Below are 25532 nucleotides of genomic sequence, written 5' to 3' on the forward strand. Positions count from 1 at the left end.
CCGGAACTCCCCTGCCGTCTCGATCCTTCAAATAACAACTCCCTCACGGCGGGATACTGTCATGCGCGTTCCTGCAAAAGCTGCCCTCGCATCGCCCCTTGCAGTGTTAGTAGCCGGCACGTGCTGCGTGGCTGCCGACGAAGTGACCACGCAGATGACCGAAGATCAGGGGTACGGTCCAAATCCGAAGCTGCCAGCGCCTGACAAATCGCTGATCCCGACAGTAAAAGTCGCGGAAGCGCAGCCGTGGCGAGCGGACGAAGCGCCGACGCCCGCGAAAGGTCTCGCCGTCGCGCGCTTTGCCTGCGATCTGGATCATCCGCGCTGGTTGTATGTACTACCCAATGGCGACGTACTCGTCGCTGAAACCAACGCGCCGGAGCGCCCCGAGGACAAGAAAGGCGTGAAGGGTTATTTCATGAACAAGGCGATGGAAAAGGCCGGCGCGGCGACGCCGAGCGCCAATCGCATCACCCTGCTGCGGGATGCGAACGGCGACGGTCAACCCGAAGTGCGCACCCGATTCCTCGGCGATCTGAACTCGCCTTTCGGCATGGCGCTGGTCGACAAGACTTTCTACGTCGCGAATACCGATGCGGTCATGCGCTTCAACTACGAAGCCGGCGCGACTGAGATCAAACAAACTGGAGCCAAACTCGCCGACCTGCCCGGCGGCACGCTGAATCATCACTGGACCAAGAATCTCATCGCGAGCCCGAAGGGAGACAAGTTGTACGCCACGGTCGGCTCGAACAGCAACGTCGCCGAGAACGGCATGGAGGCCGAAGACAAACGCGCGGCCATCCTGGAAATCGACGCAGCCACTGGCGCGACACGCGTGTTCGCATCCGGCCTGCGCAATCCCAACGGCATGGATTGGCAGCCGCAAACCGGCGCGTTGTGGACGGTCGTGAACGAACGCGATGAGATCGGACACAACCTCGTACCCGACTATCTGACCTCCGTGAAGGACGGTGGCTTCTACGGCTGGCCGTACAGCTACTATGGCAGGCACGTCGATGAGCGCGTCGAGCCGCAGCGTCCCGACCTCGTGGCCAAGGCCATCGTGCCCGACTACGCGCTCGGCTCGCACACGGCGTCACTGGGCCTGGTGTTCTATGACGGCGAAATGCTCCCCGATAAATATCGCAACGGCGCCTTCGTCGGCATGCATGGCTCGTGGAATCGCGAGCCGCGCAGCGGCTACAAAGTGGTCTTCGTTTCTTTCGCCAACGGCAGGCCGATCGGCATGCCCGAAGATGTGCTGACCGGATTCCTGAGCACCGAAGGTGAAGCGCGCGGCCGACCCGTTGGCGTCGAGGTCAGCCGTGATGGCGCGCTGCTGGTGGCCGACGACGTCGGCAATTGCGTCTGGCGCGTTACGCCGGCTGCGTCACGGGTGAGCCAAGCTGCAAACGCATCTGCTTCCGAAGCAAAGTCACGCTGAGGATGGCTTGCACAGCGCTGGCGGCGATCGACAAATACCACACTTGTTCGAGCTGGTAGCCAGGCTGTGACGTGAGCCAGATCAGTGGCAGCGCGTACAACACCAAGCGCGTCGCCGAACTGACCAGCGCGGGCACGGTATTGCCCAAGGCCTGGAACAAGCCCGAGCAGGTGAAGATCAGACCGCTCATCACGAAGTTCCACGAGATCAGGTGCAGGAACAGCGCGCCGACGCGAATGACTTCGGGATCTTTGGAGAAGAACGCCACCAGCGTTTCGGGCTGCCACTGACACAACACCATGACCACCAGCATCACGCCGATGCATTGAGTAGACGCGACCCGGAATGTCTCGCGGACGCGCGCCATCTGTTTCGCGCCGTAGTTCTGCCCGGCCACGGGCGCGACCACGAAGGCAATGGCCATCGCGGGAAGAAAGATGCCCTGCATGATGCGGGAGCCGATACCGAAGCCGGCCTGAGCCGCCGCGCCGAAATTGCGAATCGCCCAATAGGTGATGGCCGTGTAAATGAACATCAGCGCGAACTCGCCGCCAGCCGGCAGGCCGATGGTGAGCATGCGTTTCCAAACGGCCATGCGCGGCTGCCACTGCTCGGCATGAAAAGAAACATACTTCTCGAGCCGCCCGAAGTAGAGCGTCAGCACGATCACGCCGACGATGATTGCAATGGTGCTCGCAAGCCCCGCGCCGGCGACGCCCATGGCGTAACCGGTGCCCCAGCCTGCGATCAGCACCGGCGCGAGCGCGGTGTTGAGCAACACCGTCAGCACTTGCACGATCATGGTGGGCTTGACGATGCCCGTGCCACGCAACGCCGAGGACATGGCCACCATCGCGAACTGCAACGCCATGCCCGGCAGGAACCAGTACAGATAAGCGCGCCCGTGCGCGATCGTCTCCTCGTCCGCTGCGATCGAGCGCAGATAAGGACCGGCCACCGAGTAGCCGGCCACCAGCACCACCAAGCCGCACAGCGCCGCGAGCAGCAGCGACTGATTGAAGACCAGGTTGGCGTCCTGCTGGTCCTTGCGGCCCACTGCGTGCGAGATCAGCGCCACAGTGCCGACGCCCAAGACCTGCGTCAGCGCCAACACGATGAACATCGCGTTGCCGGCCGCGCTCACGCCGGCGACGGCCGCGTCCCCGAGCCCGGCGACAAAATACAGATCGACGAAGTAATACAGGGTCTGAAACAGCATGCCCGCCGCCGTGGGCACCGCTAGCGAAATCAGATGCCCGGCGATCGAGCCTTGAGTGAGATCTTTCATGCGCTGAAAAGGATCGATGCCTTCCTTGCGGGGCGTCGGCCAGGGTGGGAGCTGGGAAAGACCGCTATTGTGCTCGAAATCGCCCCCGGCGCGTGGGCTTGACTGCGAATTTCATCGCCCCCATGACAGGGGCATCCGTCTGACGCCAGGTACACGTTTCTCATGAGCTCATCCGCTTCAGCCGTCGCCAACGGCACCCATCTGGTCTGCGGACATTGCGATTCCGTGGTGCGGATCCCAACGGATCGCCTGGACCAGGGACCCAAGTGTCCGAAATGCCATCACGCCCTGTTCGAGGGACATCCGCTGGAGCTGACCGCGGCGGCCTTCGACCGCCACCTCACTCGCAGCGATCTGCCACTGATCGTGGACTTCTGGGCGCCGTGGTGTGGCCCCTGCCGGATGATGGCGCCGCATTTCGAAGAGGCCACGCGACGGCTGCAGACCAAGGCGCGCTTCGCGAAAGTAAACTCGGACGACCAGCCATCGCTGTCGGCGCGCTTTGGTATTCGAGGCATTCCGACCCTGATCGCCTTCAAGCAGGGCCGCGAGATCGCACGCCAATCGGGAGCGATGGATCTCGGCGGGCTGCTACGCTGGATCCAACCCCATCTGCAATGAACGGCTGAGCTCGCTCAGACTGTCGCCCACAGCTCCTCGATGCGCTTGCGGCCGGCCGCATCCGGCAAGCGGCCGCGGCCGGCCAGCTGGTTGTCTTTCAAGTGCGCGATCTTGGTGGTGCCCGGAATGACGGCGGTCACCGCCGGATGTGAGATGTCGTACTTCAAGAACAGCTGCGCCCAGCTGGTTGCGTCGTAGTCCGCGGCCCAGGCCGGCAACGGCTTGTCCTTCACCTTCGCCAGCACGCTGCCACGACGACCGCCGAGCGGCACGTTGACCAGCACGGCGATGCCCTTCTCTTTCGCGAGCGGCAGGATCTTCTCATCGGCGCCGCGGTTGTCGATGGAATAATCCACCTGGATGAAGTCGAGCTTGAGCTTGCTCATCGCGTCCAGCATCTGCGGATACTGATCGTCGGTGGACGTCGTGATGCCGACGTAGCGCACCTTCTTCGCCTGCTTCCACTCCAGCAGCTTCGGGAACAGCGTGTCGATGGCGTTGAAGTTATGAATCTGCAACAGATCGATGCGATCGGTCTGCAAGCGCTGGAATGCGAGCTCCAGCTCGCCGTCGCCGCCGGCCGGCTCACCGCGAATCGACGTCTTGGTGGCGAGGAAGATCTGGTCACGATTGCCCAGCTCCTTGAGCAGGTTGCCGATGACCACTTCGGACTCGCCGTAGCCGCGCGCGGTGTCGATGACCTTCGCGCCCAGCTTCGGAAAATTCTGCAGCACCTCGCGACGTGCGGCGATCTCTTCGGGCGCAGTCACGCTGTATTGATTGGTGCCGAGGCCCACCACGGGCAACAACTCGCCGGTGGATGGAATGGGCTTGGTGATGACTGCCGAGTTTGCGGCCGCGTTCGCGACCACACCGCCCATTGCAAGACCGACACCCGCGGCAACCCCGCCCTTGAGCACTGTCCGACGCGTGACCACTGAACTCACAACGACCTCCGAATGGATCCCACTCACACCATTTGACTCTCAGCGGCTGACCGGACGCTGACTCGATGCTGACTCCCGCGCAAGCTGAACGACGCGCGCGGAGCGCGTTTATGACGGCGATATACGAACGTTGTCAATAACATAGCAGTCACACTGCATCCGACCGCCCTGGCCTTGGCGAATATTGCAGCAACGGCAATTCGTTTCCTGAGAGCAGGCATGAGATCGACGAGAGCATCGGCTGCGTGGGCGGCACTGGCGATAACGACATCGCTACTGGGCATGGCGATCGTGAACGCGGAACCGCAGCCTGCGGCGACGACTGGCGAGCACCCCGTCAGCACGGCCGTGCAGCCCACACTCGCTCACCTGCACGACGACGCGACCCGCACCCTCGTGAATCCAGGACCGACGCCCGGCTCGAACTTCGCCCACTGACCCAATTCGCTTTCCCGGAAGCCATCGTCGCGGGGCTCGCGGCGGTGGCTCTTTTTTTGTGCGCTCGATCAGTAGAATCGCTGCCGTCCGTTCATTTTCGGGACAGCAACAAGGACACTCAATGCGCACGCCTTTCTTAACGACGACATTGCTGACGGCCCTGTTGAGCAGCGCCGCGCTCGCCGACACTCCGCAGACCGAAAGCTGGACCGCTCCGAATGGCGCGCGAGCCCAGATCGCCGCCGCCACCAGCATTTCCAAAGAGCGCCTCGCGAGCATCGACGGCTTGATGCAGAAGTACGTCGACGAGAATCTGATCGCGGGCGCCGTCGCCTTGATCCTGCAAAACGGCCAGCCCGTGTACGAGCACGCGGCCGGCTGGGCCGACAAGGAAGCCGGCACGAAGATGACCACGGACACCATCTTTCGCATCGCCTCGCAGACCAAGGCGCTGACCAGCGCCGCCATCCTGCAACTGCAGGAGCAAGGCAAGCTCGTGGTCACCGATCCGGTCAGCAAGTTCATCCCGGAATTCGCCAAGACCACGGTGTACGTCAAGGATCAAGCCACCACCGTGCCCGCCAATCGCGCGATCACGCTGCGCGACCTGCTGACGCACACTGCCGGCATTTCCTATGGCACACAGCCCGGCATCTCCTCGCTGTATGCCGAAAAGTCGCTCGGCCCCGCGGCGGGCCACGGCTGGTACACGGCCGATAAGAACGAGCAGACCTGCACGACCATGGCGCGACTCGCGTCGTTGCCGTTCGTGGCGCAACCCGGCGCCGAATTCGTGTATGGCTACAACACGGACATTCTCGGTTGCGTCGTCGAGCGCGCCTCCGGCATGCCGCTGGACGAGTACTTCCGTACTCACATCACTCAGCCGCTGGGCATGCGAGACACTTATTTCTTTTTGCCCAAGGAGCAGCGTCGCCGGCTCGCGGCAGTGTACGCCTCGGGCTCCAACGGCAAGATCGTGCGCTCGGCCGACGACGCGAAAGGCCAGGGTCACTACGTCGACGGTCCTCGCAAAAATTTCGCGGGCGGCGCCGGCCTGGTGTCGACCGCGCGAGACTATGCGCGCTTTCTCGAAGCGATTCGCAACGGCGGCGTGTTGGGCAACGCTCGCATTCTGTCCCCACGCAGCGTCGCACTGATGACCACCAATCAGATCGGCGATATTTATAACAAGCCGCGCATGGGATTCGGCTTCGGCTTCGAAGTGGTGGAAAGCTACGGTGCGAGCGGGATGGAGGCGCCGGGAACTTTCGGCTGGGGCGGCGCTTACGGCAGCAACTATCGCGTCGATCCCACCTCCGGCCTGGTGGTGGTGCTGATGATCCAGCTCATGCCGAACAACACTGACTTCCGGGAGAAGTTCGCGAGCCTGGTGTACCAGTCGCTGCTGCCCAATAACTAGTAATCGCCCGCCAACAACGCAATCAACGAAACCGCCACATAGGCCTGTGCCAGCGTGGCGGTGGGTCTTTTCTGCCGCAACGCGCCTAGCGTTGCGGCGAAACCCTCGGCGAGATCGACCTTGGGCTGCCAGCCCAGCAACCGCTGGGCCTGCCTCGAATCGAACGCGGCATCGTTCAGATAAAAATCCATGCGCCGACGATAAATCGGCGGTTTGATCTTGAGCACCTTGCACGTGTCCTCGACCACCGCCGCCAGGGCCAGCATGGGGCCGAGCGGCAGGCACGGACCGAACGCTGAACGATTCGCGGCGCGCGCAATCGTTTGTAACATCTCTCGCAACGGGACCGCCTTCGGTCCCGCGACGATCAACTCGCGATTTGGCGCCAACGGCGTCGTGCACGCACGCAGGAAAGCATCGGCGAGGTCGGTGACGTAAATCATATGACGGCGGCCGTCGCCGGTGCCGAACAAAGGAAACCGTCCCTTGGCCACCGAGCGAAACAGTTTCAACAATCGCTCGTCGCGGGGCCCGTACACCGCCGTCGGCCGAAGGATCACGTACTCCATGCCCGCCTCGCTGGCGAGGGTCCGCACGCGCTCGTCGGCGGCGAGCTTGCTGCGTTCGTAGCTGTTCCAAGGACGGATCGGAGTCTGTTCGTCGATCGTACCCGCCACGCGCTGGCCGTAGATGCCAGCAGTGCCACAGTGAACGAAACGTTTGACGCCGGCGGCGACGGCCGCCTTGACCACGTTCGTCGTGCCTTTGACATTCATTCGTTCGAAGTACGCCTCGTCGGCGCCGGACTCCCGGAATGCAGCGGCAAAGTGACAAACGCAATCGACGCCACGCAGCGCGTCGGCAAAAGACTCAGGCTTCAGGATGTCGCCGCGATGGAGCCTGGCCCCGCGCGCGGTCAAGCGCTCGATATCGGCACGATGTTTCGGACCATTACTACGGTAGAGGCCAATGACTTCGTGGCCCGCCGCCAAGGCACGCTCGACGAAGTGCGCGCCGATGAAGCCTGTGGCGCCAGTCACAAACATCCGCATATACAGCCGCCGATATTGTTCGAAACGCGTTTGAAAAAGTTATACGCGACTCACACCAATGCACGAGGCCGTATGTTCGTTCCTCGCAACGAAAATTTTTTGCGCTCGCAAGCGCGCACCGCGCAAAGCAACACCACCGTTGCTATTTCATCGGGAGCGTATTACATCCCCTTTCTGGTCCACCGCTTGGGAGTGAGTTATGGACAACAACAACCGTATTCACAGCTCCGCCCGCGCCTCGTTTGTAATTTTGCCCTTGTTCCTCGCGACCACGGCGCCCGCCCAGGAGGCTGCCACCGAGGACGAGGCCGATATGGAACAGATCATCGTCACCGGCACCCGTGTCGCCAATCGCTCGGCGCTGGATACGGCGGTGCCCGTCGACGTCGTGAGCGGCGAACAACTGCAAAATCTGGGCGTCACCGAAGTGAGTCAGGCCCTGTCGGTGACCGTGCCCTCATTCAACTTTCCGCGGCCCGGCTTGAACGACGGTACTGACACGGTGCGGCCAGCGACGCTACGCGGACTCGCGCCCGACCAGACATTGGTGCTGGTCAACGGCAAACGTCGGCATCAAGCCGCACTGGTCAACATCAACCAAAGCATCGGTCGCGGCTCGACGGCGGTGGATCTCAACACCATCCCGAACGCCATCATTCAATCCGTGGAAGTGTTACGCGATGGCGCGTCGGCCCAATATGGTTCGGACGCCATCGCCGGTGTCATCAATCTGCGACTCAGGACCGACGACGACGGCGGTGACGCCGGCGTCACTTACGGCTGGCGAGAAACCAGCTACGACGTGATCGTCGGCCCGGTCGTCGCACCCAACGCCACGTGGTCCGCCCCAGGGCGACTCGGTCGTGACCAGTCCGACGGCGAGACGCTCACTGTTTCGGCATGGAAAGGATTGCCCATCGGCACCACCGGTTCCGTGGTGATTGCCGCCGAGTACAAGGATCAGGAGCACACCGAGCGCGGCGGCTATGACATACGCCAGCAGTACCCGCTGGTGGGCAGCGCCTACGATCCCCGCGAGACCACCTTCGATCGCTGGAATTCCTGGTATGGCGAACCGGAGCTCGAACAGAAAACATTGTTCGTGAATGCCGAGTATGAAGTCGCGAGCGGCGCGACCGTCTACGGCTGGGCGAGTTATCAGGATCGTGACGCGCTCTCGGCGGGCTTCTACCGGCCCGCCGGCGATCCTCGCAACACCATCGAGATCTATCCCGACGGCTACCTGCCGAAGATCGCCCCTGAAGTCATCGACCTGTCGGCCGCGTTCGGCGCCAGCTGGAGCCTGGGCGAATGGAACATGGATTCCTCGTTGAGCTACGGCCGCAACGAAATGGACTTCCGGGTGGAGAACTCGTTGAACCGCTCGCTCGGTCCGGCCAGCAAGACTTCGTTCGATTCCGGCGGTTTCGATTACGATCAGTTGACGCTGAACGTTTCCGGCGTGCGCACGGTCGACGTGGGTCTCGCCTCGCCGCTCAACATCGCGATCGGCGTGGAAGCGCGGCGAGAAACATTCGGCATCGATGCGGGCGAGCCGGACTCTTATCGCAATGGCGGTGTCCGCTTGCCGAACGGCTTACCGGCGCAATCCGGTGCGCAGGTGTTCCCAGGGTTCCGGCCCGAGAATGAAGTCGACGAAGACCGCACCGCTGTCGGCGCATACATCGACCTGGAGGCCAATCTGACAGAGCAGTTCCTGGCGTCAGTGGCCCTGCGCGGCGAGAGTTATTCGGACTTCGGTGAGAATCTCGCCGGCAAGATCGCGCTTCGTTATGACTTCACCGAAAACTTCGCGCTGCGCGCCTCGGTGCAGAACGGCTTCAAGGCGCCATCGTTGCAACAGCAGTACTTCTCGACCACGTCCACCAACTTCATCAGCGGCGTCCCGTTCGACATCGCGACTTTCCCGGTGAACAATCCAGCCGCCATCGCCCTGGGCGCGCAGCCGCTCGACGCCGAGGAGTCGTTGAACTACTCGCTGGGAGCCGTGGCGCGTCTCGGCGATCTCACGATCACCATCGATGCGTATCGCATCGACATCGATGACCGCATCGTCCTGTCGGAGAATCTTACCTCGCCCGCCGTGGTGAGCTATCTCACCGGCCTGGGCTTCGTCGGCATCGGCGGCGGCCGCTTTTTCATCAACGGCGTGGAGACGGAAACCGAAGGCGTGGATATCGTGCTGAGCTATCCGCTCACGACCGACGCGCTGGGCCGCTTCGACTTCACCCTGACGGCGAACTACAACTCCACGGATGTCACGAAAGTGCCGACGACGCCGCAGCTGTCGGCGCTGCCGACCCCGCCGGTACTGTTCGGCCGCATCAATGTGCTGAGTTTCGAGGAAGGCACGCCGGAAGATAAATACGCGGCGGCCATCAACTGGCAGCTCGGCGGCTGGGGCGCCACGTTGCGGGCGACACGCTATGGCGAAGCCTTGTGGCCGGATGCGAACCCGGCCCTGGACTTCACCATGTCGCCGGAGACGCTGGTGGACCTCGAAGCGCGCCTGTCAGTCACCGACCAGCTCAAGGTCGCGGTCGGCGCCGACAACGTCACGGACGAGTACCCGGATCCGCTGCCGTACCAGGTCAACGCGACCGGCACGCAGTCGTTCTCCAACTACTCGCCGTTCGGCCGCTCCGGACGCTTCGTTTACGGCCGATTGACGTACAGTTTCTAACGAGTAGCCACTGCGACGGCTGCGCAGGCCATCGCGGCCCCCGTGCCACGATTGATCCTGCGTACCGCCGTCGCACTCTTGAATACCCGACGCGCCCGGGCGGCGAGCAGTACGTAAGCGCCGAGGGTCAGCGGCAGCAAAATCGAAATCGCCACGACCATTTCCACGAAGCCCAGCAACGTCAGTTGCTCCAGAGACACGACCGTCGGCAACAGCGCCAGGAAAAACACCATGGTCTTGGGGTTGGCGAGGGTCAGCGCCAGGCTGCCCAGGAACAGCTGAAAGGGTTTCTGGCCTTGCTCGAGGTCCGGAGCTTCATCGGCCGCTACCGCCGGCGCGGTCCACAGCTTGTAGGCGAGATACAGCAGATATGCCGCGCCGGCGTACTTCACCACCACGAACACGGTGTGAGCACTCTGCGCCAGCGCCGCCAGGCCGGTAGCCGCAAATGAAAACCAAATGAGATCGCCGACCAGGAAGCCCGCGATGAACGCCGGCGCGCCGCGCGTGCCTTTCGCCAGCGACCGCGCGATCACCGCCGCCACGCCCGGACCGGGCGAAGCCACGGCCAGCATATAAATCGCCGAGAAAACCAGAAGCCCATACAAAGACATATCGTCCTCCTGCCCGCTTCGAGCCATCCGTGCCTCGGAGGACTCACACAGCAACTGCGCCGAGAATAACCGGAAATCGTCCGGGCTCGCAGGTGGACATGTGTAGCGCAGATGATCTTTTCGATTCCGTGACCGCGAGGCTCTCGGATAACCGTGGTGACGCCCCATGGACCCGGGAATATTCTTTTGCTGCGGGTGGCAACGACGCACTCGCCGCTACGCGAAGTCGCGTCAATGAGATGGAGTCACGGGGGAACGATCATGAACACTGTGGCTGGATACTCAAGGACGATGCTGACGCTCGGAGCACTGCTCGGCGTCACGCTGGGGGGCTGCGGTAGTAACGGCAGCGACACCTTACCTAGAGCTGTCGTGCAATCGTTCGAGCGCTGCTTCAATGCCGACGATCTGGACGGCTGCCTCAAATTGTTCGACGACGATGCGCAGATCCTGCCGGAGCGCGGCCCGGCGGTCACCGGTCGCGATGGCATCGCCACGTTCCTGAAAGATCAGATGACGCCGGTGGTGTCGTTCAACACCGAAGCCGATATGAGCCTGGTGAGAGACGACATCGCTATCGAGCAAGGTCACTATCGGGTGCGCGACGTCCGGCGTGGGTCCGACATCGAGGAAGGCAAGTACATGCACGTGTGGCGCAATCGCAATGGCGAATGGAAGCTGTATCGCGTGATGTACAACACCGACGTAGCGCCGCCGACGGCCGTATCCGTGGCGCAGGCTGAAGAGGAGGAGCAGGGCGGCTGAACCGCCCGGCCCTGGCTTCGGCCAGCTCTTGCATTGGAAATCACATCGGACCACCCGCGATGTCTCTGGCGACATCGATCGAGGTGGTCCGGGACAAGGGCTCGCCGTTGTGGAACACAGCGGCCTTGATCACCGTTGCCCGCGGCACTTCAAAGACGTCGGCATAGACCGGAGACCTGGCGGTCGGTTCCGCGCCGTTGACGGTGTATCGGATTTCTCCCAGCGGCGCCTGCTTGGCGAGCTCGACCGAGACGCGATCGCCGGACTCGCCACGCTTGAACGCCATCGGGCGAAACGCCGCGTCGCTGAACCGCAATCCCAATCGCGAATAGCGCGCCATCATTGCCACGAGGCGCGTTGGGAAATCGGCCCAGCGCAGCTCCGAGGACGGGGTCCAGCCAGTTTCGGCCAAGGCGGCGGCGCGAGGGAAGGTCATGGATTCGATCTCCGCTTCATTGCCGTCCGTGCGGGTCCAGACGCTGGCGTGGACGCCGACCAGCCGGCTGCGATCCTGCGGCGACAAGGCTGCGGGGGCGGGATCGAAGCGATACACGTCGGCCAGGCTGAGAATGTCGCCGGCTTTGACGCGCTCGCCCAGCCGCGCGGTCTGCGGGCGATCGAAGCTCAACAGGCTCGATGAAGAAACAATCACCTCGTGGCCGGACGCCACGGCCCCGAGCGCGCCATCCAGGCCACGCGCGGTCATGATCACCGAATCGGCCGGCACGCCGCCGCCGAAAATGCTGTCCCAGCCCACGATGCGCTTGCGGTGCTTCTGCGTGAGCTGGCCGATGCGCTCGAAGAAATAACGCTGCAGGCGGGCTTCGTTGACGATGCCCAACTCGCGCATGCGCGCTTGCACGCTGGCCGATTGTTTCCATTGCTCCTTGGGAACGTCGTCCGCGCCGATGTGTATGTACTCGGCTGGGAACGACGCGGCGATTTGCGCGAACACGGCATCGAAGAATGCAAACGTTTCTTCTTCGACGTTGTACAGGCTGTTCGCGCCGCCTGGCGCATCGGCGGCCCGCAGCGTCGGATACGCTGTGACTGCCGCTGTGGCGTGTCCCGGCATCTCGAGCCCGGGCACCACCATCACGTTGCGAGTGGCGGCGTGCTCCACCACCTCGCGCACGTCCTCCGCCGAGTACGAGCTGAGGCCGCCGGTGAGCTTGGGATATTTGGGGATCTGCAGCCGCCACGCCTGATCGCCGACCAGATGCCAATGCAATACGTTGAGCTTGTGGAGCGCCATGAAATCGATGTAGCGCTTGATGAAGTCCACCGTCTGATACTGGTGCGCGGAGTCCAGCAACACGCCGCGCCAGCGCATGCGAGGCGCATCCTCGATGCGTACCGCCGGGATGCGCACTTCCGGTACGACGCTGGTTTGCTGGCTGGCCAACTGCCACAGCGTCACGGCGCCGTTGAACAAGCCACGAGGATCGGCGGCTGAAACCAGCGCCATGCGTGGCGAAACTTCGAGTCGATACGCCTCCGGCCCCGCGCCGCTGCCGCCGCCCAATGCGAAAACAACGGATCGTTTTGGCGCATCCTGGGCCGAGCCTTGTACGATCACGGGGCGTATACCGCGCGTTCGCTCGACCAATTCACCAAAGTAGTGCGCCACTGCCTGCGCCCGGGCGTCGCCTTCCCAGACGATCTGGGACTGCGATTCGAGCGTGAACGAGCCGCCCTCCTGTTGCACGCTGGCGGGCCAGGGAATCAGCGAAATCTCGGCGGGACGCTCGGCAGCGCCAGCGCCCGAGACCAGGCAAAAGAACACCGAAACAGCAGCGACCAGTCTGCTCGTCATTATGTTTCCTCCCAACGCCATGCTCGTTTCGCGAGCTCGGAGCAGCGAATCCGGATGGCGCGATCGTTCGTATCGCCAATCGCATGCAGGAGGTATGCCCGCCGCGCCTCCCACACAATTCTTAGGTGGCGGCGGCGACCGGTCCTGACTCTAATAGCGGCTACGAGGGGGGATCAATACGATGCTGACCAAAGCTGCGATTCGGACCGTGGCGACTGGAGCCTGGGCTGTACTGCTCGCCTTGGGCCAGCCGGCGATGGCTCAACAGGGAGGTCACGATGCCGCCGCCCTGGCCAGGGCGCAGGCCGCGATGGCGCCTCATCCCGGCAAAGCCGTCTACGAACAGAGCTGCGCCGCCTGTCACAACCAGCCCGAAGCCACGCGCGCGCCCTCGTTGGACACGCTCAAGGCCATGCGTTACCAGACCATCCTGTATGCCTTGAACGAAGGCAAAATGAAGGTGCAGGCTTCGCTGCTCAACGCCACTCAGAAGGCGGCAGTGATCGATTACCTGGTGGGCCGGGAAGCGACTTCCGATGAATGGCTGACGAGCTCGATGTGCGGGCCCGAGCGACGCACGGCGAAGCTGGATGGACCGGCGACCGTCACCGGCTTCGGCTTCGACCCCAAGAACCATCGGCAACTCAGCGCGTCGCAGGCCGGGCTGCGCACGGCCGACATGCGCAATCTCGAACTGGCCTGGGCGATGGGCTTTCCGAAGGCCACCCAGATGCGCTCGCAACCGGCCATCGTCGGCTCGACGTTGTTCCTGCCCGTCGCCGATGCGCAGCGGCTGTTCGCCATCGACATTTCGGCGCAACCGTGCGTGCAGTGGGTTTACTCCCACGAAACACCGCTGCGAACCAGCGCGGCCTTCGGGCAGTTGCCGAACGGTCGCAAGGTCGTCGTGTTCAGCGATATCGCCTCCAAGGTCCACATGCTGGATGCGGCCACCGGCCAGTTGCTGTGGATCGAGTACGTCGGCTTGTATCCCCTGTCGCTGACCACCGGCACGCCCGCGATTCATGGCGATCGCGTGTATGTGCCCATCTCTCAATATGAGATCTCGTTGGGCGGCAACAACGATCACGAGTGTTGCCGCACGCACGGCGCAGTGACCGCGCTCGACGCAACCACCGGCAAAAAGATCTGGACCGCGCACACGATGGAAGAAGCCAAGCCCGTGCGCGACCGTGGGGACGGCAAGATGATCTACGGCCCCTCGGGCGCGCCGATCTGGACGTCACCCGCCATCGATGCAAAGCGCGGCGTGTTGTACGTCGGCACGGGCGAAGCGACTTCGGAGCCCGCTGCTCCGACGACCGATGCAATTCTCGCTATCGATCTCAAAGACGGCCGCATTCGCTGGTCGTTCCAAGCCACCGAGAACGATATCTTTCTCACTGCCTGCGCACGCAATCGCAACGGCCTGAACTGCCCCAAGAACTCCGTGCATCGTGATGTCGACTTCGGCGCTTCGGTGATCATCGCGCAGCGCGCCGATGGTTCGGATGTGTTACTCGCGGGACAGAAGTCCGGCACCTTGTGGGCGCTCGATCCGGACCGCGACGGCAAACTGCTGTGGCGACAGGATTTCGGTGAAGGCTCGCCGCTCGGAGGCATTCATTGGGGCATCGCTTACGACGGCACGCGCGTGTTCGCGCCGATCAATCGACCCTATGCATCCTTCACCGCCAAGACCTTCGGCTCACAAAAGCCGGGGCTGCATGCCGTGCGCGTCGACAACGGCGCAGTGGAATGGACATATACAGCGACGCCGGACTGCACCGGCAAGCGCGCCGAACTGGTCAAAGCCTGCGAAACCAACATCGGCTTCTCCGGCGCGCCCACCGTAATCGATGGCGCAGTCATCAGCGGCAGCCTCGACGGCTTCCTGCATGCGTTCGACGCGAAGACCGGCGAGCTGCTGTTCAAATTCGACACGGCTCGCGCCTTCGATACGTTCAACGGCGTGACCGCGACCGGCGGCTCGATCGACAATGCGACCATCGTCGCAGCCAACGGCATGCTGTTCGTCAGCTCGGGCTACGGATTGTTCGGGCAGATGCCCGGCAACGTGCTGCTCGCGTTCCGACCGAAGGCCAAACAAACGCCGGTCACGCCTTCGCCGTGAAGCGCTCGTACAAGGCCAGGAACTGAGCCGCGGCAAGCTTGAGATTGCTGTGCCAATCCTGGCCGGCGGCGTGATCCGCGCCGTCGGTCACATACTTCACCGCCGTGAATGGGACGCGCTCCATCCAGCACACTTTAGCGAGCGCATACGCTTCCATGTCGACCACGTCGCACTCCATCGCGCCCTGGACCATCACGAACGAATCGCCGCTGCCGCAAACACCGCGCGGCAATTCATCGAAGCGCGGCGGAAATTCCAAGCGAGCGGGAATGTCCTCTTCGAAGGGCGTAACGCCGAGCGGTACACCGAGCCCTGTCACATCCATGTCCCGCTGCACGAACGCGTGACATTCCAACACCGTCCCGGTCGGATGCACACGGCTGCCTACTGTGCCGAAGTTGACGACTTGCGGCGCGGGCGCGCCGGCATGCGCATAGGCAACGAGTCGTCGCGTCAGCGCGTACGCCGCGTTCACTTTGCCAATGCCGGTATACAACACCGGAATATTGGCGCGCTCGAACAAGCCCTGGCTTTCGAGCGGCAGCGCCATCACCAACAACGGATCGGGAAACTGAGGATTGGACATGTTGGCGCCATCATAGCGCGCCAGCAGACGCACGGGCTTACAATGCGCGCCACACGAACAATGGGGAGCGCCATGGCTTTCTGGAATCGCCGCAAGAGTCTCGAGTCCGTCAGCGCCCGGCAATCGCACAGCGCGCTTCGGCCCACGCTGGGCTGGCCGCATCTGATGTGCTTGGGCATCGGTGGCATCGTCGGCACCGGCATCTATACGCTGATCGGCGTGGGCGCGGGGCTGGCCGGCCCTGCCGTGATCATGTCGTTCGTCGTCGCCGGCTTGGTTTGCGCTTGCGCGGCACTGGCGTACACCGAGATGTCGACGATGATGCCCATGGCCGGCAGTGCCTACACATACAGCTACGTGGCGCTGGGTGAGTTGCCCGCTTGGTTCGTCGGCTGGACGTTGATTCTCGAATACACGGTTGTATGTAGCGTCGTCGCCGTCGGTTGGTCCGGCTACGCAGCCGGCTTCATGCGCTCGGTCGGCCTCGATCTTCCCGAAGCTTTAATTGCTGGGCCGGCCGCGGGCGGCGTGATCAATCTGCCCGCCATCGTGATTGCACTGGCGGTTGCCGGGTTGCTCGCACTGGGTTCTCGCGAGAGCGCGACGGTGAACATGGTTCTCGTGTTCGTGAAGTTGCTCGCGCTCGCGACTTTCATCGCTTTGGCGATTCCCGCCTTCGACATGAACAACTTCGAGCCATTCGCGCCCCACGGCTTCGGTGCGAAAGAAATCGGCGACGCCAAGTACGGCATGATGGGCGCTGCCGCGTTGATCTTCTTCGCGTTCTATGGTTTCGATGCGGTGTCCACGGCGGCCGAGGAAGCAAAAGATCCCGGCCGGGATCTCAAGATCGGCATCGTCGGTTCCATGGTCGCCTGCACGCTCATCTACATGGTGGTCGCTGCCGCCGCTATCGGCAGCACGCGCACCGACGCGTTGGCCGCGAGCTCCGAGCCGCTCGCCATGGTGTTACGAACGCTGAATCATCCAGGCGCCGCGAGGTGGATCGGCGTCGCGGCAGTGGTGGCGCTTCCTACCGTGATCATGGCGTTCATGTACGGTCAGTCGCGCATCTTCTTCGTGATGGCGCGTGACGGGCTGCTGCCGCAACGTCTGAGCGCAGTCAACGAGTCATCGGGTACGCCTGTGTTGATGACCATGATCACCGGCGTGATCGTCGCCATCATCGCCGGCTTCCTGCCGCTGCAGCGAATCGCCGAGGTCGCAAACGCGGGCACACTGGTGGCGTTCATGGCCGTCGCGGTGTGCATGCTGGTGTTGAGAAACAAAGCGCCCACGGCGCCGCGACCGTTCCGTACGCCCGCGCCGATGCTGGTCGCGCTGGGAGCGATCGTCGGTTGCGCCTATCTGTTCGCCAGCCTGCCGCGCGTGACGATCTATACGTTTTTGATCTGGAACGCGATCGGCATCGCGGTGTATTTCATCTACGCCCGGTTCCAGAGCGCCTTGGCTCGGGCGTGATGTGACTTACTCGGCCGAGGCGGGCTTGGCCGAGTAACGAAAGATGTATTTCATGGCGTCACCCACCGTGCCCGCCCACACAGCCCACGAGTGCGCACCGTCGACGATGCGCAACTCGGCGGGCTGTTTGTTGGCTCTCAGCAGCGAATACAGCTCGGTGGCCTCGGCTTCGATCATGAACTCATCGTCGTCGCCGGAATTGATGTACATGGGCACGGGCGTCTTCTTCGCCAGATACGCTTGCCACAGCGTCGGATAGTTCAAACTCTTCCACACCTGCTCGTCGAACTGCGGCTCGCCGAACGTCCCGACGGACCGAGCGCTCGACTTCGGCGGCGGGAGCGGCTCGTAAATGGCCGGCGACAACAAGGCTGCCGCCGCGAACTTCTCGGGATACTTCAACGCGAAGCGCAACGCGCCGTAGCCGCCCATCGACAACCCGCCGATCAGGCGTCCCTCGCGCGACTTCAACACCCGCAGATATCTTTCGACATCGGGAATGAGATCCCGAATCACGGCCGTCTCCATCTTCTCCTTACGATCGACGAACCAGGTCACTCCGGCATCGGGCATCACGATCACCGCCGGCGGCATGTCGCCACTGGCGATCAAAGCGTCGGCCGTGCTTTGAATCTTCCCCTTCTCCACCCAGTCGCGCCGCGAGCCGTTGTTGCCATGGAATAGATACAACACCGGATAAGTCAGCCGCGACGTGTCGTACCCAGTGGGCAAATACACCTCATACGACCAGGTTCGCTCCAACGCCGTCGACTTCAACTCACGTGTGACGATCTCGCTGGCAAACGACGGCGCTGCTACCAGCAGCGCGCAGAGGTACAGGATAGTTTTCATCGAACGCTCAATTGGAAGCCGCCGCGGCTGCCTTCTCCTCTTCCCGGGCGCCGGACAGAATGCCCGGCAGCGCGTAGTTTCCCTCGTGGCACGCGTATTCGTAAATGTTCGCGTCCGCCGACTGGAACGGCAACTCGCCCTTGATCGTCTCGGTGAACGTGGCGGGGTCGTCGATCGTGAAGCGATACACGATCTTGTCCTTCGACACCCGGGTAAATCGCTCCGTGATGACCGCGTTTTCCGACGAGCCCCGGAAGCTCTGATCCGGGCGAAAGTTGCGCGTCTCGACCACGAGCGTGTCGCCTTCCCAACGTCCGATGGAATCGCCCATCCATTTGCGCACGCTGCCTGGCACATGCTTGTCGTCGATGCGAATGATGCGCGCATCGTGGACCATCTCAACCAGGATCATCACGTAACCGGGCGACTGCACGATCTGGTAATAGCTGTTGTACATGACCGGTAGCATCGGCGGGCCCGAGGCATAACCGAACGACAGCAAACACCGCTCACCGAGTGCGCGCCCCTCCGGCCCATCGTTCGAACGACCGACCCGCGTGGCTTCGATCCGCCGCTGAGCGGCTTCAGTCAGCGCAGGCACGCGACCGTTGAGCGGCTCGACGATCATCGAGGTTCGAGGCTCCCCATCGATGACCGCGACGTGCATGCCTCGATCCGTCCAGAACAAGTTGTAATTACCGACAGGCGGCAGCGAGCTGGTCGCTTCGATCTTTTTGTCAGGATCGCTGGGCCGCGCGTCGGCCTCGACCGCTGCGATGGCCGCTTTGCTGATGGCCGCAGCCTCTGCATCCGTGAATGCACGACGCGTCCCCAACTCTGGGGCGCGTTCCATGGGTGTCGCCGTCGCGTTGGTCCATACACCTTGCAGATCGACCGCGCCGTCCGCGAGTCGCGGCGGCTGATAGCGCCGGCCTGCGCTTTCCCCCGAGTGCGCCGTCGTGGAAATCACTGCCAACGACACGGCAACACCGATCATCAGTCCCTTATTCATCCCCCACCTCGCCATTCTGTGACTCGGAACGCAGCGCGAGTGCGAATTCTAACGAGCAGTCAACGTGACACTGTCGCAGGCCATGCACAAGATTTATCAAGACGGCGTTCAGCCAGCGATTTTCGGGGCGTGCGTGCGTGGACACGAAGCATGCCCCAACGCAAACTAGCTTGCCCCATTCACCTTGTTGGCCAACCAGTTAAACGGATGTCACATGAGTAACCTTCAGCGTGCGGGGATCCTGCTCTCCTCGCTCTTCCTGAGCGCGCATGCGCTGGCCGCCGCCGACGTCGCGGACAATTTTCGCCTGACGGATCATCGCGGCGTTTCGCACGAGCTCTACTATCTTTCCGACATGAAGGCCGTGGTGCTGCTCGCGCAAGGCAACGGATGCGACGCGTCGCGCCTGGCCACGACTGCTGTGCAGGCCCTGCAGGCCAAGTACGAGCCGCAGGCCGTGACGTTCGTGGCCATCAATTCGAATTTGAGCGACTCGCTGCAGGCGGTGGGCAAGGAGGCGAAACAAGCCGGCATCAAGCTGCCCATCATGCTCGATACGACTCAGCTGGTCGGCGAAGCGCTGAATCTCACTCGCAACGGCGAAGTGCTGGTGCTGAACACCAAGGGCTGGAAGATTGCCTATCGGGGCGATGCCAGCGGTGTCGCCGGCGCGCTTGACGCCGTCATTGCCGGCAAGCCAGCACCCTCCGCGTCGACGGCTGCCAATGGCTGCGCCATCAACATGCCTGAACGTGACAAGCGCAGCGCGCACGCGCAGATATCTTACGAAAAAGAAATCGCGCCGCTGCTGCTGGACAAGTGCGTGGTCTGCCATCGCGAAGGCGGCATCGGCCCCTGGCAGATGACCAACTACAACATGATTCGTGGGTTCTCGCCGATGATTCGTGAGGTCGTTCGCACGCAGCGCATGCCGCCGTGGCACGCCGATCCGCACTACAACGTGTTCAGCAACGATCGCGGCTTGTCGCCCAGGCAGGCCAAGACGCTGGTCCACTGGATCGAAGCCGGCTCACCGCGCGGCTCGGGCCCAGATCCTCTGCTCTCGCAAAAGAAAGATTGGCCGAAATGGCCGCTCGGCGAGCCCGACCTGGTGGTGGAACTGCCGCCGTTCACGACGCCGGCCACGGGCACCATCCCGTATCAGAACATCAAGATCCAGAACCCACTCGATCGTGATGTGTGGGTTCGCGCAGTCGACTTCCTGCCCGGTCAGCGCGCGGTGCTTCATCACATCATCGCGTCGGCCGGCGGCGAGACTCGCGGCAACATCAGCTTGAACAACTACGTGCCGGGCGCGGAGCCGCTGCAAGTGCCGAAGGACAACGGCATTCTGCTGCCGGCCAAGACCAAGCTGCATTTCCAGGTGCACTACACACCGAACGGCCAGGTGCTGACGGATGTGACGCGCATGGGCCTGTACTTCATGAAGGACCCGCCCAAGTACAACTTCCGCAGCCTGGTGTTTTACAACGCCAAGCTGAAGATCCCGCCCAACACGAAGGTTCACGTGGAAACGGCCGAGCGCAAGTTCGATCAGGACGCCGTGATCTACAGCCTGCATCCGCATGCGCACTTCCGAGGCAAGTCATCGAGCTTCGTGGCTCATTACCCGGATGGTCGCGAGGAGATGCTGATCAACATTCCGGTCTACGACTTCAACTGGCAATCGACCTACGACCTGGCGAAGCCGCTGACTGTCCCCGCCGGCACGCGCATCGTCTACACACAGGTGTTCGACAATTCCTCGCAGAACAAAGCCAATCCCGACCCGAACCGCGAGGTCACGTGGGGCGAGCAGACCTGGGAAGAGATGGTGTTCGGCGTAATCCGCTATCGCAACGTGAAAGAAGATAAGGCCCCGAAGTCGAGTGAGCCTTCGCAGACTGAGCTGTTCAGCGGTACGTAACCGAGCTTGGCTCACTTTCAGACCAAAAGACCCACCCCCTGCCCCCTCCCGTGTACGGGAGGGGAACTTAACTTTTCAATTTTTCTCCTCCGGAATGTGACGTTTCCATGGAACCCTATCGCATGGAGTCGCCCACCTTCGAGCCAAAGGGAAGTACGGCCGGCCGAAGGCCGGCACGTGCGTCGGCAGGACCGTGACGCATCGGGTCGCGCATCTTCGAGCTGGGGTGAGGTGGGGGTCTCGTGAAGTTCGCCAAGCCGCGATCACGGTGAACCGCTCGTCATTCGGGCAAGCCGTTGCAGGGTTATCTCACCGCCGAGGCGGCGCGTGGCAGCTTGCAGCGCGTTAGCGCGAGCAAGCGATACCGCGCAATGAAGCCAGCCGCTGAGCAAATCGTGCGGCAGCCATCGACGACGCTGAGATGCCGCCGAAGACGCCTGGCGAGTTTCACGAGACCCCCACCTCGCCCCAGCTCTGCCGTCAGGCTGCGCGCCAACGCGAAGCGCGACCGCGGCAGCGGAGGCGGAGGCGGCAACAAGCGCCAGCGAGGCGGCAGCGAGACCCCAGCGCAGCCGATATCTTCCGTTACGTTCGCAAACACTTCTTTGCAGTTGTCACGACAACGTAACCACGCGTCGACTCTCTGACGCCGTGCGAGCCGTGTCGCCGTTCGGCGAATTTTGCGCGAGTGAAGTTGCATTGACTTGCAGTGCTAATCCTTCTTTCATCATTCTTCACAAACGCCGCGAATCCGTGCATCATACGCGTGCGGCGCTAGAAAAAAGCCTCCAAAAACGCCGCCTCCCTACAGCAAAGAAACATTTAGCGCGCTCGCATACATCACAAAACGCGCGATTCATTCCTGAGCGCGCGGCAACTCACTCGTGCTGAAAAACGCATTGGCTCGTTCTCTTGCGCTGCATACAGTGCCGGCCGTCCAAACGCACCTGTGATGCAAAGGAGATTTGACGATGCGTATGTTGGCGATGGCGAGTGCGGTCGCGATCTGCACTCTGGCGATGAGCAACCTGGTGTCGGCAGCGGCGCCCGCTTACCTGGCCCAGGCGACGCTCGTCACGCCGGTGTCGACACCGAGCGAAACGGAAATCGCCGGCGTGAAGTGGCGCTGTGAAGGCGATCAGTGCGAAGGCAAAGGCGACCGCCGTGGCAGCCTCGATTCGTACATGAAGGAATGCCGCAAAGTGGCGGAAGCGCTCGGCGAGCTGTCGTCTTACACGAGCCGGGGTCGCACCATGAGCAAGCGCGACATCCAGAACTGCAATAAGCTGGCTGGTAAGAGCAGCTCGTGATTTCTCGTGCGACCGGGCAGCGTGGCCCGGTCGCTCTGCCCGCTCAGCGATCCACGCGGGTCAAACTGACGATTCTTCCATCCACGATCACGACGGCCATGGGCAGGCTGGATGGCGACGGCTGATACAGCCAACGTTCGGTGACCGTGAAATTTCCCGTCTTCACCCGCATGCCGTTGGCGTTGGTTATATAAACATCGTCCTTGGTCACGTCGCGGCTCTTGGGTTGGCCGCATTTGTTCACCAGCTCATCTACCGTCACCGACTCGCTCACCACCCATTTGCCACAGCGCATCGAATCGGCGTTGGCGATGCTCATCGCGCCGGCCGCGATCGCGAAACAGATGATTTTGTATCCACGATTGCGCAAGGGCCGTGTCCTCCATCGTTCTTCGTAGCAGAAGCTTACGGGCAACGGCGAGGACAGACCAGAGATTCTACAGCCGGCCGGAAGACCCACCCCCTGACCCCCTCCCGTGAACGGGAGGGGGAACCTAAATTTTTTTAATTTCCTGTTTCGGAAGGGAGCGCTCCGGTTCTCAGACGGGAGCGTTCCAAGTCGAGGTTAGTAGTCGTCGCTGGCGTAACGATCCCGATCACGTTTGCCATCGCGCGAGCGCAACTCACGTTCAACGTCCAGATACGCTTCAGTTACTGGCTCGAACTCTTCCTCGGCGTCGCGGCTATGCGAACGGTCGACTTCATCGCGCATGGCGTGATAGCGCCGCGATACATCGCCGAACGCATCTCGCACGTCCGAATCGGACGAGTCCCTATCCTCGACCACGCGCCGGAATTCTGCCGTCTCTTCGGCTAGCTCACGCGCATCGCGTTGGAAACCGGAGCGCGCATCATCATCGCGTGCTTCGTCCTGCAGTTCGTAGGCGCTTCGCTCCAAGCGACTCGCCGAACTGCTCAGGCTGCTTCCCGTGGTGGCACAGCCGACCGTCATCAATCCAACCGTCGCAACCAACAACAAATTGTTTCTTACCGACATGGCCCACTCCTGTCTCTTCGAGCGCCCATATAGATGCCCAAGAAACGAGTCGGCCGCGGGGTCGGTTCCAGCCGTCAGCGCGGCAGCACGCCTATGCTCCGGTAGAGTTTCGCCACTTCGTAAACTTTGCCGTCCTTGATCACCAACTCGGTGTTTCTGATATCGCCGATACGCCGTGCGGGATCGCCTTCCACCAGGATCATGTCGGCCAGCTTGCCCGGCGCAATGGTTCCCAGATCGCCCTCGCGCTTCAGAACTCTCGCCGCGTTGAGCGTCGCGATTCGGAGCACCTCCGGCGCGGAAATGCCGGCTTGAACATACATTTCCAATTCACGATGCAAGGTGAACCCCGGCAGATCGTCAGTGCCTGCCACGAGTGTGATTCCCGCGTCGTGGAGTAGTTTCACCATACGCAGCAGGGCGTCGGCAGAGTCGCGATATTGCTGTTCGCTGCCCTTCGGAATGGGCAATCCGCCGGTGAGCAGGCCGCGGCGAACTTGCGGCGGTAGTCTGCTCGCGATGGGCGCGTATGCAGGCCCAACCGTGCCGGGCTTGTTGGTGAACATGGAATGGAAAATCGTCACTGTGGGATCGATGACGACGTGCCTGTCCTTCAGCAGCTGCACGAACGAGCGCACTTCCTTGGAGTTGAAATCCAACTTCGAAGCTCGCTGCGCGATCGTGGTGAAGCGCGCTGGCGTGCGGGTGTCCTGCACTTCATCGAAGAAGAAGTTCAGGAACACGAAGTTGATGTGCTGCATCTCATCCGTGCCGGCCTCGACGAACTGCCGAGCCGTCATGAACGCCGGCACGTGACCGCCGACCCGCAGGCCCTTCTCATGCGCTCTCTTGATGATGGCCGGAACCAGCTCCGGTTTGATGGAGCTGTAAATCTTCACGCCCTGGTATCCGAGCCTCGCGTAGTTGTCGACGGCGTCGCGCACTTCATCTTCGGTGTCGACCAGCACTTTGGTCGGGCCGGCGAACGGACCGGGCCCATCCAGGATGCCAGACATGAAGATGCGCGGCCCGATCTCCTCGCCCGCTTCGACGCGGCCCTTCATCGCCAGCAGTGCATCGGTATCGCCCGCCAAATCCCGCACAGTTGTTACACCGGCGGCGAGATGCTGCATACCTTCGTCTTCACCCAGGTGCACATGCATGTCCGCCAGGCCCGGCAGCAGTGCGCGACCACGCGCGTCGATTCGTTCGGCGCCGGCCGGAATGGTCACTTTGCCGTTCGCGCCCACCGCTTTGATGCGATTGCCTTCGACGAGCACGGTGGTGTTCTGGGCGGACTTCCCTGTTTGAGAGTCGAACAAGTTCGCGTTCACGATTGCGAACGTGCCAGGCGTTCGCGTCAGAGCGCGTGCATTTTCTTTGGCGCGTACGTTTGCACGCGAGCCCTGTAGGTCCAGGAGCTGCGGCACGCTCGACTCCCAGCCTTCGGGAATGATGGCCATCCAGCTGCTGACGGAGGCAAAAAAGCTGCCGTCCTGATTCAACCAGACGACTTCAGGCGCGAAGCCCAGACCGGAGATCTCATAGCCCACCACTCGCCGCTCGCCCGCCTCCGACCGCAACGTCGCTTCTTCAGCGCGTTGAATCGTCGCCTGCCCTTCAGGCAGCAAAGCGAGCTTCTGGCCTTTGGCTTTCAGCAAGGCGTTCGCGAGGAATGCCGTTTCCTCGGGCGTGCTTTGCAAACTCAGGTAATACGCGGGCGCGGTGAGCTTCCTCTCGCCGTTCTCAGCGTCGTTCTGCCATCGCGCCACACCCTGCTCGAGCGTGAACGTCTCCTTCACCGGCACTTTCAAATAATCGTTGCCACTGGTCTGGACCGAGACCGGCAGCCCGGCTTCGTTGAGCTTGATTCGAGCCGTGATCTTGGGACCCCGGCCGCGATCGTTGAACTCGAAATGCACTTCGCGAGTGCCGTCGGCCGCGACCGTCGATGTTTGTATACCGGCCTTGTTGCCGCCGAGAATGACCGTATGGCGGGTCTCTGCCGCCGCTGCTACTGAAAGCACAGCCGTGCTGGCGAGAAACGCAATCGAAACGAGCAGACGCGTCATGCTGAGCCCCTGGCGGTTGAACAGGCCGCAGTCTGCCAAGACACA

Annotated in this window: 21 protein-coding genes; 10 read left to right on the top strand and 11 right to left on the bottom strand. The window is 62.4% G+C overall.

Translation table 11 applies throughout. From position 1 onward, the window contains the following. The first annotated feature begins 61 nt into the window (after nucleotides 1–61). Nucleotides 62–1447: a sorbosone dehydrogenase family protein gene (locus tag VGD45_RS29355; RefSeq protein ID WP_331158959.1), complete on the top strand. Its 1386-nt coding sequence runs from the start codon at nucleotides 62–64 to the stop codon at nucleotides 1445–1447. Here the strand turns inward: VGD45_RS29355 and VGD45_RS29360 are convergent. Beyond that, nucleotides 1380–2735, bottom strand: a complete 1356-nt coding sequence (locus tag VGD45_RS29360; protein WP_331158960.1) for an MATE family efflux transporter — start codon at nucleotides 2733–2735, stop codon at nucleotides 1380–1382. The genes VGD45_RS29355 and VGD45_RS29360 overlap by 68 nt on opposite strands. A 162-nt stretch (nucleotides 2736–2897) precedes the next feature. Between VGD45_RS29360 and trxC the strand changes: the two genes are divergently transcribed. Continuing rightward, nucleotides 2898–3356, top strand: a complete 459-nt coding sequence (gene trxC, locus VGD45_RS29365; RefSeq protein ID WP_331158961.1) for a thioredoxin TrxC — start codon at nucleotides 2898–2900, stop codon at nucleotides 3354–3356. A gap of 14 nt (nucleotides 3357–3370) precedes the next feature. Here trxC and VGD45_RS29370 read toward each other — a convergent pair whose 3' ends face one another. Next, nucleotides 3371–4303 carry an aldo/keto reductase gene (locus VGD45_RS29370; protein ID WP_331158962.1) on the bottom strand — a complete coding sequence of 311 codons (933 nt, stop codon included), beginning with the start codon at nucleotides 4301–4303 and terminating at the stop codon, nucleotides 3371–3373. Between the two features lie 219 nt (nucleotides 4304–4522). On the opposite strand from VGD45_RS29370, the gene VGD45_RS29375 reads away from it, so the two are divergent. Both VGD45_RS29375 and VGD45_RS29380 read left to right on the top strand, forming a co-directional pair. Next, nucleotides 4523–4741, top strand: coding sequence for a hypothetical protein (locus VGD45_RS29375; protein WP_331158963.1), 219 nt, complete (start codon nucleotides 4523–4525; stop codon nucleotides 4739–4741). Between the two features lie 121 nt (nucleotides 4742–4862). Further along, complete coding sequence (locus VGD45_RS29380; protein WP_331158964.1) at nucleotides 4863–6164, top strand: serine hydrolase domain-containing protein; 1302 nt, start codon at nucleotides 4863–4865, stop codon at nucleotides 6162–6164. Here the strand turns inward: VGD45_RS29380 and VGD45_RS29385 are convergent. Further along, entirely contained in the window at nucleotides 6161–7204 is a 1044-nt protein-coding gene (locus tag VGD45_RS29385; RefSeq protein WP_331158965.1) for an NAD(P)-dependent oxidoreductase, read from the bottom strand. The genes VGD45_RS29380 and VGD45_RS29385 overlap by 4 nt on opposite strands. Nucleotides 7205–7415: 211 nt before the next feature. Here VGD45_RS29385 and VGD45_RS29390 point away from each other — a divergent pair, with 211 nt between their 5' ends. Next, entirely contained in the window at nucleotides 7416–9920 is a 2505-nt protein-coding gene (locus VGD45_RS29390; protein WP_331158966.1) for a TonB-dependent receptor, read from the top strand. Here VGD45_RS29390 and VGD45_RS29395 read toward each other — a convergent pair. Continuing rightward, nucleotides 9917–10534, bottom strand: coding sequence for a LysE family translocator (locus tag VGD45_RS29395; RefSeq protein WP_331158967.1), 618 nt, complete (start codon nucleotides 10532–10534; stop codon nucleotides 9917–9919). The two genes, VGD45_RS29390 and VGD45_RS29395, sit on opposite strands and share 4 nt — an antisense overlap. Before the next feature lie 261 nt (nucleotides 10535–10795). On the opposite strand from VGD45_RS29395, the gene VGD45_RS29400 reads away from it, so the two are divergent. Further along, nucleotides 10796–11299: a nuclear transport factor 2 family protein gene (locus tag VGD45_RS29400; RefSeq protein WP_331158968.1), complete on the top strand. Its 504-nt coding sequence runs from the start codon at nucleotides 10796–10798 to the stop codon at nucleotides 11297–11299. A 40-nt stretch (nucleotides 11300–11339) separates the two neighbouring features. Here the strand turns inward: VGD45_RS29400 and VGD45_RS29405 are convergent, their stop codons facing one another. Next, nucleotides 11340–13115: a beta-N-acetylhexosaminidase gene (locus tag VGD45_RS29405; protein WP_331158969.1), complete on the bottom strand. Its 1776-nt coding sequence runs from the start codon at nucleotides 13113–13115 to the stop codon at nucleotides 11340–11342. Between the two features lie 181 nt (nucleotides 13116–13296). Between VGD45_RS29405 and VGD45_RS29410 the strand changes: the two genes are divergently transcribed. Continuing rightward, nucleotides 13297–15249, top strand: a complete 1953-nt coding sequence (locus VGD45_RS29410) for a PQQ-binding-like beta-propeller repeat protein (protein ID WP_331158970.1) — start codon at nucleotides 13297–13299, stop codon at nucleotides 15247–15249. Here VGD45_RS29410 and VGD45_RS29415 read toward each other — a convergent pair. Beyond that, nucleotides 15233–15835, bottom strand: coding sequence for a 5'-nucleosidase (locus tag VGD45_RS29415; protein ID WP_331158971.1), 603 nt, complete (start codon nucleotides 15833–15835; stop codon nucleotides 15233–15235). The two genes, VGD45_RS29410 and VGD45_RS29415, sit on opposite strands and share 17 nt — an antisense overlap. A 72-nt stretch (nucleotides 15836–15907) precedes the next feature. On the opposite strand from VGD45_RS29415, the gene VGD45_RS29420 reads away from it, so the two are divergent. After that, a complete protein-coding gene (locus tag VGD45_RS29420) occupies nucleotides 15908–17317 on the top strand; it encodes an amino acid permease (protein WP_331158972.1) in 1410 nt (469 codons plus the stop codon). Nucleotides 17318–17323: 6 nt separating this feature from the next. On the opposite strand, the gene VGD45_RS29425 is transcribed toward VGD45_RS29420, so the two are convergent. Next, nucleotides 17324–18169 (bottom strand): alpha/beta hydrolase family protein, encoded by an 846-nt coding sequence (locus tag VGD45_RS29425; protein WP_331158973.1) that lies wholly within the window; start codon nucleotides 18167–18169, stop codon nucleotides 17324–17326. Between the two features lie 7 nt (nucleotides 18170–18176). Next, nucleotides 18177–19181 (bottom strand): hypothetical protein, encoded by a 1005-nt coding sequence (locus VGD45_RS29430; protein WP_331158974.1) that lies wholly within the window; start codon nucleotides 19179–19181, stop codon nucleotides 18177–18179. 214 nt (nucleotides 19182–19395) lie between these two features. On the opposite strand from VGD45_RS29430, the gene VGD45_RS29435 reads away from it, so the two are divergent. Continuing rightward, nucleotides 19396–21108, top strand: a complete 1713-nt coding sequence (locus VGD45_RS29435) for a redoxin domain-containing protein (protein WP_331158975.1) — start codon at nucleotides 19396–19398, stop codon at nucleotides 21106–21108. 971 nt (nucleotides 21109–22079) lie between these two features. After that, a complete protein-coding gene (locus tag VGD45_RS29440; protein WP_331158976.1) occupies nucleotides 22080–22418 on the top strand; it encodes a CC_3452 family protein in 339 nt (112 codons plus the stop codon). A 43-nt stretch (nucleotides 22419–22461) separates the two neighbouring features. Here VGD45_RS29440 and VGD45_RS29445 read toward each other — a convergent pair whose 3' ends face one another. From VGD45_RS29445 to VGD45_RS29455, 3 genes are all read right to left on the bottom strand, one after another. Further along, nucleotides 22462–22788, bottom strand: a complete 327-nt coding sequence (locus VGD45_RS29445; RefSeq protein ID WP_331158977.1) for a DUF2845 domain-containing protein — start codon at nucleotides 22786–22788, stop codon at nucleotides 22462–22464. Nucleotides 22789–22983: 195 nt separating this feature from the next. Further along, nucleotides 22984–23415 (bottom strand): hypothetical protein, encoded by a 432-nt coding sequence (locus VGD45_RS29450; RefSeq protein WP_331158978.1) that lies wholly within the window; start codon nucleotides 23413–23415, stop codon nucleotides 22984–22986. A 74-nt stretch (nucleotides 23416–23489) separates the two neighbouring features. Next, a complete protein-coding gene (locus VGD45_RS29455) occupies nucleotides 23490–25487 on the bottom strand; it encodes an amidohydrolase family protein (RefSeq protein WP_331158979.1) in 1998 nt (665 codons plus the stop codon). Between the last annotated feature and the right edge of the window lie 45 nt (nucleotides 25488–25532).

It is taken from the genome of Steroidobacter sp., from assembly GCF_036402275.1.
In the GTDB taxonomy this organism is placed as follows: Bacteria; Pseudomonadota; Gammaproteobacteria; order Steroidobacterales; family Steroidobacteraceae; genus Steroidobacter.